Genomic DNA, 11,374 nt, shown 5'->3' on the forward strand with positions numbered 1-11,374 from the left:
GTAATACCGAACACTTTCTCAGGATTGTCTTTCCAGATCTCATAATCCGTAACAACAGGAACACCGATATTTTTGAACACAGCCTGCTGGTTCCAGGGCTCACCTACGCAGTAACCATAGATAGTGCCTGCTTCCATAGTGGCTGGCATCTGGGGTGGTGGAGTCACAGAGAGCAGTGCGTCAGCATTAATCTGACCCGAAGTATCTCCCTTGTGCGGAGCATAATATCCAGGGTGAATGCCACCTGCTGCCAACCAGTACCTTAATTCATAGTTGTGTGTAGATACCGGGAAGACCATGCCCATGTTGAATGGCTTGCCGTCGTCTTTGTACTTTTCCACAACCGGCTTCAGAGCATCGGCTTTGATAGGATGTTGAGGCTTGCCGTCTGCCCGCTTGGGAATATTTGGCTTCATCTGTTTCCAGATTTCATTGGAAACGGTGATACCATTACCATTCAGATCCATGGAAAACGGAGTGATAATTTCAGCTTTAGTCCCATAACCCATAGTCGCAGCAATAGGCTGACCGGCCAGCATGTGCGCGCCATCGAGTCGTCCATCGATCACACCATCGAGCAAGACCTTCCAGTTTGCCTGAGCTTCAATCGTGACGTACAGACCTTCATCTTCGAAGTAACCTTTTTCGTAGGCGATGGCTATGGGAGCCATGTCCGTCAGTTTGATGAAACCAAACCTCAGCTCTTCTTTTTCTGGATAGCCCAACTCAGCCTTTGCCTGCATCGATACAAGACCACTGACGCTAATCAGAGCACTCAGTGCGACCGACTTTAAGGGTTTAAACCACTTCATTCATTACTCCCAACATCTCTACTGATAGCTCACAGCCCTGCTACCTAAAGATTTATTATTCTGCACCGCTCCCTGAAAATGGCTCCTCGGCTATGGCGCCTGCTTCGCTCTGACAACCACATCCTGTCGTCTTGCATTTCAGGGACACGGTACATCCATGTAAAAAAAAGCGCCCACCGCGCCTTGGAAATTCTTCCAGACAGCGGTGAGCGCCTTTGCTCTCTTTCACAACGCCTTTGTTGTGAATGTCTGTTCCCGCCACCCTTGACAGGAACATTTTTTATTGTTGTAGCTGACTTTAAGCATTCTTCATGCCAACTATTTTCAGTCTCTAACTATGCTTATTTTTTGAATTTTCTTTCATTTTATTTCAGCTTGGTGCATCGCAGTGAAAATGCGCACCAACAACGTGCAACCTTCCGATCATGACGTTTTTTCTTCTAACATGTTGAAAACATCAATGACATTTCTGGCCACAGCCGCCACAGTTTTGCCGTTATCCATAGCCATCTTTCTTAACTTTTTATATGCCAGGTCTTCACTAATCCCTTGCCTGGTCATCAGCAAACCCTTAGCCCTGTCCAATATCTTTCGATCTTCCAGACGACTCCGGGTCTGCACCAGCTCATCTTTCAATGACTGGTATTCCTGAAAGCGGGCAACGGCTACGTCAATAATAGTTTTGAGGCGTTGTGGCTGAAGGTCAGCCACGATGTAGGCATTAACACCGGATCGAATAGCTTGCTGGACAATATTCTCGGTGGTTTGCTCTACAAACATGACGACAGGAAGTGGAGAAGCCTTACTGATCAAAGCGAGCTTTTCCAAAAGCGAAGGGGCAGGTTTATCCAGACCAATCACCAGAATATCGGGCAAGAGGCTGGAGACAAGGGTCAGCAGGTCCTCATTCTGTTCTTGTCGCTCAATGACTTCATAACCAAACTCATTCAGTGCGCGGTTCAAAACAGATAGTCGAGACGAACGGTCTCCAATCAACAACACTGAATCCATAACCTGCAACATTCTCTTCCCTGAAAAGATAACTATTCACAGGTTATTTATAAGCAAAGGCTGTACCAGAGCAATCAGGATTCAGTTAAGCATTTAGAAATCAAACTTCTACGATCCGAAGTTCTTTGGGCATAGTGAAAACAATATTCTCTTCTTCACCCTCAAGCTCTTTCGGCTCTTCAGCGCCTAATTCAATCAGTCGGTTGATAACACCTTTCACCAGCACTTCGGGAGCGGAAGCACCTGCGGTAATACCCAGAGTTTGTTTACCTTCCAGCCACTCAGGCTGAATATCATCAGCACCATCAACCAGGTAAGCTGATGCACCTGTTCTTTCTGCCAACTCCCTGAGGCGATTGGAATTGGAACTGTTCACAGAACCTACCACAAAGACTGTATCGCATTCCGACGCCAGAGCCTTCACAGCATCCTGACGATTTTGAGTGGCGTAGCAGATATCGTCTTTACGTGGTCCGTTAATTTCAGGGAACCTGACTCTCAGAGCATCAATCACCCTCGCAGTATCGTCCATGGACAGTGTCGTCTGAGTCACGTAAGCAAGATGTTTCGGATCTTTCACTGCCAGTTTTTGAACATCGTCTTCTGTTTCAACGAGGTACATCTTCCCGCCATTAGCGTCGTCGTACTGGCCCATGGTACCTTCCACCTCGGGATGACCATCATGACCAATCAGAATACACTCCATGCCGTCACGGGAGTACCGCACAACTTCCATATGGACTTTTTTGACCAGAGGACAGGATGCATCAAAGACTTTCAGACCTCGACGGTCAGCTTCTGCTTCGACCGCTTTGGAAACACCGTGAGCACTGAAAATAACGATAGAATCATCCGGTATCTGATGAAGCTCCTCGACAAATATGGCACCACGCTCTTTGAGATTTTCGACCACAAACTTGTTGTGAACAACTTCGTGACGCACATAAATAGGAGGCTCAAAAACATCCAGAGCCCGGTTTACAATGTCGATAGCCCGGTCAACGCCTGCACAGAATCCCCGGGGATTTGCCAGCCTGATTTTCATACCTCAGCACTCTTTATCTAGTGTATGAGTTTCTGGTGTATTAGCCGCTTGAGTGATGTTCAGAACGTTCACTTCAAACAACAGTTCTTTACCTGCCAGTGGATGATTGAAGTCCACCTGAACATGACTGTCTGTCAAACCTGTAATAACGCCAGCCAGCTCAGAGTTGGCCGCATCGGCAAAAGAAACGACCAAGCCCTCCTGCAACGCCATGTCACCAGAGAAACTGTCCCTGGCAAATTCCCTGATATTTTCAGGATTGGGCATGCCAAAAGCACCGGCAGGAGGAATTCTGAAACTGCCCTGATCGCCCTCGGACAGACCATAGATCACCTGCTCAAAACCCTGAGGCAGGTTTCCATCCCCCACGACAAAAGTGGCAGGCTGGCCATCAAAATTACTGTCTACCACCTGCCCGTCCTCCAGTTTCAGGGCGAAGTGCAGCGTTACCTGCTTTCCTGGTCCTACCACAACATCAGACATTGTTTTTCTATACCCGCTTTCGAAAAATCCATTCATACACAGACAATGGCAACCGTCAGCCAAGAGGTTCCGGGTGCCTCACAGTCCGATATAATTTCAGCTATGACTGTTGTGTTGAGGCCGGAAAATATCCAGAATCAACATCGCAGCACCGGAGGTAATGGCCATATCCGCCAGATTGAAGGATGGAAAATACCAGCCGTCATAATACACCAGCAAGAAATCCACGACGTAACCATTCATGAACCGGTCATAAAGATTGCCCAGTGCACCTCCCAGTATCAGAGCCATGGAACATGCCTGCCATCTTTCATCTTTTTTCATTCGGGCAAGCCAGATGACCAGCATCAGACTGACAACCGATGCCACTCCCACAAAAAACCACCGTTGCCAGCCCCCTTGATCACTCAGAAAACTAAAAGCAGCGCCGGTATTATAGGCCAGAGTCAGTGAGAAAAAGGATGGGATGACAGGCACCTGCTCATAAAGATATAAACTGTCCACTACCCGATGCTTGACCAGCTGATCCAGAATCAGAACCACTCCACTGATCCACAACCAGTGGAGCATTCCCCAGGAATTTTTTCTCATACCGTTGAGGCCCTTTTAATCTGTCTTAGTGAGTCCCAGTTAAATCTTATGCCGAGTCGTATAAACGTCGATATGGTTACAAACCGAAATATAAGATAAAGCTCTAAGCCTATAACTCGAGGAACTTAGTATTCCTTCTCTGGTTGACTGTTCTTGCAGTCAAAAAATGGAGCACCAGTGAGTGAAAAAATGCCCGAACTGTATCGGGCATTTCTGACTCATGATGATCAATCAGGCAAACTTCCTTACTTCACCTTCACCATCAACATTATCAACACAACGGCCACAGAGTGTTTTGTGAGCTTCGATAGTGCCAACGTCTTCACGACGGTGCCAGCAACGAACACACTTCTCATGCTCTGACTTGCGAACAGCCACCTTCAGACCATCAACATCGGTATCCACGGCATTAATAGCTTCACAAAGAGGCTTCAGTTCAGCCTTGGAAGTAATCAGGACAAAGCGCAGTTCATCGCCAAGCTTGCCCAGTGTTTCGAGCAGTTCTTCATTGGCAAACAAGGTTATTTCTGCTTCAAGTCCGCCACCGATCACACTTTCATTACGGTCACCTTTTCGAGCATCTTCAAGAGCCTTGTTAACAGCGTGTTTCACGGTCATGACGGAGTTCCAGTATTCAGCACCCAACTCATCACCCTCAAGACTTATCAGGTTTTCATACCAGGTTTCCAGCAGAACAGACTTGCTGCGCAGACCAGGAATAGCCTGCCAGATCTCATCAGCTGTAAAACTGGTGATAGGCGCTATCCAACGGGCAAACGCTTCAACGATATGGAACATAGCGGTCTGACAGCTTCGACGCGCCAGACTATCTGACTGCGTTGTATATTGACGATCCTTGATAATATCCAGATAGAAACCGCCCAGATCCAGAGAGCAGAAATTATGGACTTTCTGGTAAACATTCAGAAAATTGTAGCTGTCATAAGCGTCAATGACTTCTTCCTGCAATTTCATGGCTCGATCCACTGCCCAGCGATCCAGAGACAGCATATCGTCCCGGGCCACAGTGTCAGTTTCAGGGTTAAAACCGTTCAGGTTAGATAGCAGAAAACGAGCCGTGTTTCGAATACGACGATAGCTGTCTGCCGTACGCTTGAGAATTTCATCAGATACGGTCATTTCTGCGGTGTAGTCAGTTGCAGAGACCCAGAGGCGCAGAATATCGGCGCCCAGTGACTTGAATACCTTCTGGGGAGCAATGACATTACCCAGAGACTTGGACATCTTGCGACCATTGGCATCCACCGTGAAACCATGAGTCAGGAGCTGCTTATAGGGAGGCACTCCTTTGGTAGCAATACCGGTCTTCAGGGATGACTGGAACCAGCCACGATGCTGGTCAGAACCCTCTACATAAATATCTGCAGGTGAATGCAGGCCCTTGCGACGATCCAGCACAGAATAATGAGTGACGCCGGAATCAAACCAGACGTCCAGAGTGTCTGTCACCTTCACGTAATGTTCAGCGTCTTCCGCTGTTAAGAGGTCAGAAAGCTCCAGATCAAACCAGGCATCCATACCTTCACGCTCGACTTTCAAGGCCACTTTTTCAATCAGGGCAGAAGTATCCGGGTGCAGCTCTTCGGTTTCCTTGTGAATAAACAGAGCAATGGGCACCCCCCAGGTACGCTGACGAGAAATACACCAGTCGGGGCTCTGACCCAGCATGGACTCCATACGGTTACGGCCCCAGTCCGGAGTGAACTTGACGTTATCCAGTGACTTCATGGCGGTATTCAGCAGACCTTCTTTTTCCATGCTGATAAACCATTGAGGTGTAGCCCGGAAAATCAAAGGCGTTTTGGTTCTCCAGCAGTGTGGATAGCTGTGCACCATTTTGGCCTGAGCCAGCAAACGACCATTACCTTCGACCGCTTCGACAACCTTTGGATCAACCTTGTAAACGTGTTCACCAGCAAACTGTTCAACGTGGCTGCGATAAACACCGGCATCATCCAGGTAGTTCAGAGTGCCAATGCCGTATTTTTTACCAACATTAAAGTCATCCACACCGTGGTCAGGTGCAGTATGAACACAGCCGGTACCAGCGTCGGTTGTGACGTGATCACCCAGGATCAGTGGGATTTCACGCTTGTAGAATGGGTGGGCAACTTTTTTGCCTTCCAACCGGACGCCCGGGCTACGGGCAATCATGGTGTAGTCTTCAATGCCATAACGCTGCATGGCTGACTCAACCAACTGCTCGCCAAGAATCAGTCGTGCAGGCTGACCGTTTACCTGACACTGAATCAGGGCATAACCCAATTCAGCTCCCAGTGTCACCGCCTGAGAAGATGGCAAAGTCCATGGCGTTGTTGTCCAGATGACAACAGCTACCTCCCCTTCACCTTGCTCTTCACTGTCAAAATCAAATGCAGACAGCAGGTCAGCATCATCAAGAGCGGCATAACGCACATCAATCTGGGTGGACGTTTTTTCCTGGTATTCCACTTCAGCCTCAGCCAATGCAGAACCTCCGGCCACACTCCAGTAAACAGGCTTATAACCTTTCACCAGATGACCGTTGTCGGCTATTTTACCCAGGGCTCGAATTATGTCGGCTTCGGTCTGGAAATCCATGGTCAGATAGGGCTTATCCCAGGCACCCAGAATGCCCATGCGCTTAAAGTCTTCACGTTGACCATTAACCTGTTTGCTGGCGTAATCACGGCATTTGGCACGGAAAGTTTTAAAATCAACCTTATCACCCGCTTTGCCCAGCATACCTTCCACTTTGTGCTCAATCGGCAGACCGTGGCAGTCCCAGCCCGGCACATAGGGCGCATCAAAACCGCTCAGGGTTTTGGACTTGATGATCATGTCCTTAATGATTTTATTGACCGCGTGACCGATATGAATATCGCCATTGGCATAAGGAGGGCCATCATGCAGAATGAACTTTTCACGACCTTCAGATACCTTGCGAATTTCTTCATAAAGCGCCTCGTCGTACCAGCGCTTGAGCATTTCAGGCTCACGCTTGGCCAGATTTCCACGCATTGGGAAATCAGTCTCCGGCAAGTTCAATGTATGCTTATAGTCGGTCATAGTTGGATCTCATCATCACACGTCTTGCGGGCCAGACACACATGCCCATCAATCGTCATCCCAAACTGTTTTAAGAAACTCGTTCGGAGGTTCCGAACGACGTTCCCGGCAATCTTCTCACGACCTGTTCCATCTAAGCGTTCATGAAACAGGTTTTTCAATCTGGCTTATTGATGAAAGAAGCTTCTTGCTGCTTTTACATCATCGGTAATCGCTGCCTTGAGGGCATCCAGCGATTCAAACTTTTTCTCATCACGGATTTTCTTAATAAACTCAACCCGCAGAGTGTGGCCATAAAGGTCTCCCTGGTAATCCAGAAGATGCACCTCCAGCATGGCACGCTTAGCCTCCAATGTGGGCCTGACACCCAGATTCGCTACCGCATCGTGGCTTCGGCCATCGAACAACACCCTGACTGCAAACACTCCCTGTATGGGCAGCGTCCGCCTGCAGACACGTATATTGGCTGTTGGAAAACCCAGCTGCCTACCCAGCTGCCGACCTTTGATAACACGCCCCATCATGGTGAAGGGACGCCCTAACAATTTTTCTGCTGCACTCAGACTCACATTCGCCAACTGCTGACGGATCCGGGTACTACTGATACGATCCATATCCATGGATACCGTTCGGGTATCGCACACCTCAAACCCGAACTGATCGCCCATCTTTCTCAGGTGCGCAAAATTTCCCTGCCGTTTCAGTCCGTAACGGAAATCATCTCCCACTATCAGGTAGCGTATGTCCAGCCCATCCACCAGCACCTTCATAACAAAATCATCTGGCGTAAGGTTTTGCAGCTTCTGATTAAAAGGCAGGCACAATACCTGTTCAACACCGGCCTCTTCCAGAAGCGTCAGTTTTTCTCTCAGGTTGGAAAGCCTCGGCGGCGCCTGACCGCCCTGAAAATATTCCCGGGGCTGAGGTTCAAAAGTGATCACGCAGACCCTGACGCCCAACTCGAAGGCTTGCTGCCGCAGTGTCTCCAGGATAGTGCGGTGCCCCAGATGAACACCATCAAAATTACCAATAGTCGCAACACAGGCGCGATGCTCCGGTCTGATATTGTGCATTCCGCGAATCAACTGCATTGGGCGGTTTATTCTCTGTTAGGCTGGCAAAGGCAGGGATTATATCTCAGGTGCGTTATGGACTTAAGAGCCATATTCATCAAATCGCTGCTCTTTTTTCCGGGATTGAATATTTCGCTCATGAAACTGCTAAAAGGAAATCTGGCAGACAATAACAAGCTGTCCGCCGGACCCTGGTCTTTAATGTCTGAATTGAGCAGGGCGCAATCCCATGACCAAGAGTGCCGCTGCGTAAACAGCAAGTCCGGCACCAACCACTTTCGCCATTTCAGACACTCTCTGCCAGAGCGTGGCATCCAACCACCAGACAGCCTCCCCCGCCATCCAGACCAATAGCAGCGCCATTGCAAGATTGGCAAAGATCAGACGCCCACAGAATAACCACCACCCCGATTCAGGAGTGAATACTCCGGAACGTTTTAACCCCCACAACAATAACCCGGCATTCAAGAAGGCAGACAAAGTGGTAGCCAGAGCCAGACCAGCATGTTTCAGCCAGAAAACCAACATCAGATTAAGAGCCATATTGGCCACCATCGCGATAATGGCAATCTTGACCGGAGTCTTGGTATCCTGACGGGCAAAGTAGCCTGGCGCAAGCACCTTGATCAACATAAAGGCGATCAAACCCAGAGAATAAGCCCGCAGACTCATACCCGCCATCACCACATCCCGGTTCTGCATCTCACCGTAATCAAATAATGTTGCCAGCAGAGGCTCTGACAATATGAACAGCGCAATGCCCGCTGGAACGCCAATCAACAGGACAAGACGAATAGCCCAATCCAGGGTTTTGGAAAACTGATCTCCGGCGTCATCAGCATGCTTGCGAGAGAGGCTCGGAAGAATCACTGTGGCAATGGCGATACCAAAAACACCCAGCGGCAGTTCTGACAGGCGGTCAGAGTAATAAAGCCAGGAAACACTTCCGGTTTCCAGAAAAGATGCCAGCACCGTATCCAGCAACAAGTTGATCTGACTGACGGATACCCCGAATAACGCCGGAATCATCAGTTTTACGATTCGCCTCACACCTTCGTGCTTATGTCCCCACCCGGGGGCAGGCAGCAGGTGAATCTGCAGTAAAAAAGGAATTTGCAGCAACAACTGTGACACACCGGCAATCACAACCCCCCAGGCCAGAGCCATGACAGGCTCATCAAACCATTGTGACAGGAAGACAGTTGAGCCAATCAGACTGAGATTCAGCAGGACCGGGGTAAAGGCAGGTACCGCAAACCGGTTGTAACTATTCAGTATGGAGCCCGCCAGAGCAGTCAGCGATATCAGCAAAAGATAGGGAAAAGTAATCCTCAGCATCTCTTCAGCCAGCAGCAGCTTTTCAGGGTAATCAACAAAACCCGGAGCAAACAGGCGGATTAAAAGGGGAGAGGCCAGCATACAGACCAGAGTCACCAGCAGCAGCAAAACCGTCAGGGTACCACTGACCCGACTGAGCAGATAGCGCACCTCTTCAAAGCTGCGTTTACTACGATACTCTGACAACACTGGTACAAATGCCTGGGAAAAAGCGCCCTCAGCAAACAGCCGACGAAGAAAATTTGGAATCTTGAAGGCTACAAAGAATGCATCTGCTGACGAAGTAGAACCAAAGTACCCTGCAATGACTACATCTCTGGCCAACCCCAACACTCTGGAAAGCATGGTCATCATTCCCACAACCACACTCGATCTCAACAAACCGGGCGTTTTATCCTCATCTTCACTCTTCTGAGGGCTCTCTGATAGGTTCTCTATGGACATTCAGGTTGCTCAAACGATCAAAAACTGGCGATAGTACTGAGTTGTCAAAGTTAATAACAGCATGATGCGGGTTTGCGTGCCAAAGCGTCAAGAAGCCTTATTGACAACCCTTGTTCAAATAGGCATGATTCCGCGACTCGACTGTATGGGTATGGCACTGGTGAAGCCCTTGCCCGGGGGATTCGTCGGTGACGCGGCAAACACCATACTCCCAACAGGGTGCCCGAAGCAGCCCTGTTTAAAGACAGTGCAAACGGTTAATCAAGATTCTTAGGAGCACCACAAATGGCTAACTCTCCATCCGCCAAGAAGCGCGCCCGTCAGGCTGAGAAGCGTCGTAATCACAATGCTTCCCTGCGCTCCATGGTTCGTACTTCCATCAAGAAAGTAGTTCGCGCCATCGAAGCCAAAGACATTGAACTGGCTAAAACTGAATACATCGCGGCTGTGCCAGTGATCGACCGCATGGCCGACAAAGGCATCATCCACAAAAACAAGGCTGCTCGTCACAAGAGCCGCCTGAATGCACAGATCAAAGCTCTGTCTGCATAATTGTTAGCCCCGCGTAGCAAGGGCATTACAAAAAGGCCGGTTTTTTACCGGCTTTTTTTATGCCTTTACAAATTGAAACTTTAAATTCACAACTATACTTCCGCATTGTTTCTTTCTACCCCCTCTCAACGAGGATCTTAATCATGCGGTATGTTTATTCGTTACTCTTGCTCGCTTTCAGCTGCCTGACAGCAACGCTCTCTTATGCGACGCCCGCTCCACAGGAATTCACTTTGGTATTTTGCGCCCCAAAAGGCACATCGACTGAGGTAATTACCGAGATGGGAATAGCCAAATTCGCCTACAAAATAAACCCCGTCGAGGCTGCTGCAATCGTACAAGAGACGGTGTCTGATTACCCCACACTTCCAAAAGTCGTCTGCACCGGCGAGATCACAAAGATCATGCAGATAGCCAAAATTGGCAATCACCCTACTCCGACCGAAAGCGATCATGAGTTCTTCCGGAAGATCGCAGATGCTGTTACCAAGACTCACGCGTCGTTCGAGACATTCGCCAGGGGCGACAATCAGTTCCTTTACCGAACTATCGCCATGGAGAACGCAAAAGAGGTTTTCATGGACTCCAGGAATGCTCAAGCCTCCGAACAAAAAGATTCCGGCCTGACCAATAGTGGAATCAGCGATTATATGAGCAAAAATACCGGCATGCTCCTCCTGCTTCCACCTCTGGCATTCGGTGCAGCCGGTGCCTCTGAATACACCATTTACTACGTTATGGCACTCGCTCTGGGTATTTCGTTTCACCAAACAGGCATCTGGAATTCACTGACTATCTTGACACTGAATACCGCCGGCATCATTGCTCAGGCAAACCTTCTTTACCAACAAAACAAGGGCGCCGAGTTTCAAGACGATTGGGATACCGGAGGCTATGCTTTAGAGACAGTAAAAGAGGAGTATCAGAAGTTACACACGGAAGGCACAGATTATAAC

Annotated in this window: 11 protein-coding genes; 2 read left to right on the plus strand and 9 right to left on the minus strand. The window is 48.9% G+C overall.

All coding sequences use genetic code 11. The features are described 5' to 3' along the window. The 9 genes from KDK18_RS12270 to murJ form a co-directional block, all read right to left on the minus strand. A partial coding sequence (locus KDK18_RS12270; RefSeq protein ID WP_257255211.1) for a CmpA/NrtA family ABC transporter substrate-binding protein occupies nt 1–812 on the minus strand: 812 nt, incomplete at its 3' end. 55 nt (nt 813–867) lie between these two features. Continuing rightward, nucleotides 868–1,089, minus strand: a complete 222-nt coding sequence (locus tag KDK18_RS12275; RefSeq protein ID WP_257255212.1) for a hypothetical protein — start codon at nt 1,087–1,089, stop codon at nt 868–870. A gap of 146 nt (nt 1,090–1,235) precedes the next feature. Beyond that, nucleotides 1,236–1,835 (minus strand): ANTAR domain-containing response regulator, encoded by a 600-nt coding sequence (locus KDK18_RS12280; RefSeq protein ID WP_257255213.1) that lies wholly within the window; start codon nt 1,833–1,835, stop codon nt 1,236–1,238. 88 nt (nt 1,836–1,923) lie between these two features. Continuing rightward, the gene (gene ispH, locus KDK18_RS12285; RefSeq protein ID WP_257255214.1) at nt 1,924–2,868 is read right to left on the minus strand and encodes a 4-hydroxy-3-methylbut-2-enyl diphosphate reductase; all 945 of its coding nucleotides are present in this window, start codon (nt 2,866–2,868) and stop codon (nt 1,924–1,926) included. 3 nt (nt 2,869–2,871) lie between these two features. Beyond that, a complete protein-coding gene (locus KDK18_RS12290) occupies nt 2,872–3,351 on the minus strand; it encodes a peptidylprolyl isomerase (protein WP_257255215.1) in 480 nt (159 codons plus the stop codon). A gap of 96 nt (nt 3,352–3,447) precedes the next feature. Further along, complete coding sequence (gene lspA, locus KDK18_RS12295; RefSeq protein WP_257255216.1) at nt 3,448–3,942, minus strand: signal peptidase II; 495 nt, start codon at nt 3,940–3,942, stop codon at nt 3,448–3,450. Between the two features lie 231 nt (nt 3,943–4,173). Continuing rightward, nucleotides 4,174–7,011 carry an isoleucine--tRNA ligase gene (gene ileS, locus KDK18_RS12300; protein WP_257255217.1) on the minus strand — a complete coding sequence of 946 codons (2,838 nt, stop codon included), beginning with the start codon at nt 7,009–7,011 and terminating at the stop codon, nt 4,174–4,176. Nucleotides 7,012–7,178: 167 nt separating this feature from the next. Continuing rightward, nucleotides 7,179–8,102: a bifunctional riboflavin kinase/FAD synthetase gene (ribF, locus tag KDK18_RS12305; RefSeq protein ID WP_257255218.1), complete on the minus strand. Its 924-nt coding sequence runs from the start codon at nt 8,100–8,102 to the stop codon at nt 7,179–7,181. A 180-nt stretch (nt 8,103–8,282) separates the two neighbouring features. Beyond that, nucleotides 8,283–9,866 (minus strand): murein biosynthesis integral membrane protein MurJ, encoded by a 1,584-nt coding sequence (murJ, locus tag KDK18_RS12310; protein ID WP_257255219.1) that lies wholly within the window; start codon nt 9,864–9,866, stop codon nt 8,283–8,285. A gap of 285 nt (nt 9,867–10,151) precedes the next feature. On the opposite strand from murJ, the gene rpsT reads away from it, so the two are divergent. Together rpsT and KDK18_RS12320 are read left to right on the plus strand one after the other, a co-directional pair. Beyond that, nucleotides 10,152–10,418, plus strand: coding sequence for a 30S ribosomal protein S20 (rpsT, locus tag KDK18_RS12315; RefSeq protein ID WP_257255220.1), 267 nt, complete (start codon nt 10,152–10,154; stop codon nt 10,416–10,418). 59 nt (nt 10,419–10,477) lie between these two features. Continuing rightward, nucleotides 10,478–11,374 (plus strand): hypothetical protein (locus tag KDK18_RS12320; RefSeq protein WP_257255221.1); only part of this gene is annotated, 897 nt, incomplete at its 3' end.

The organism is Endozoicomonas sp. SESOKO3 (genome assembly GCF_024606255.1).

Coding starts and splice junctions, on each gene's coding strand:
- KDK18_RS12275 (WP_257255212.1), bottom strand. CDS start 1,089: ATGTTCCTGTCAAGGGTGGCGGGAACAGACATTCACAACAAAGGCGTT.
- KDK18_RS12280 (WP_257255213.1), bottom strand. CDS start 1,835: ATGTTGCAGGTTATGGATTCAGTGTTGTTGATTGGAGACCGTTCGTCT.
- ispH (WP_257255214.1), bottom strand. CDS start 2,868: ATGAAAATCAGGCTGGCAAATCCCCGGGGATTCTGTGCAGGCGTTGAC.
- KDK18_RS12290 (WP_257255215.1), bottom strand. CDS start 3,351: ATGTCTGATGTTGTGGTAGGACCAGGAAAGCAGGTAACGCTGCACTTC.
- lspA (WP_257255216.1), bottom strand. CDS start 3,942: ATGAGAAAAAATTCCTGGGGAATGCTCCACTGGTTGTGGATCAGTGGA.
- ileS (WP_257255217.1), bottom strand. CDS start 7,011: ATGACCGACTATAAGCATACATTGAACTTGCCGGAGACTGATTTCCCA.
- ribF (WP_257255218.1), bottom strand. CDS start 8,102: ATGCAGTTGATTCGCGGAATGCACAATATCAGACCGGAGCATCGCGCC.
- murJ (WP_257255219.1), bottom strand. CDS start 9,866: ATGTCCATAGAGAACCTATCAGAGAGCCCTCAGAAGAGTGAAGATGAG.
- rpsT (WP_257255220.1), top strand. CDS start 10,152: ATGGCTAACTCTCCATCCGCCAAGAAGCGCGCCCGTCAGGCTGAGAAG.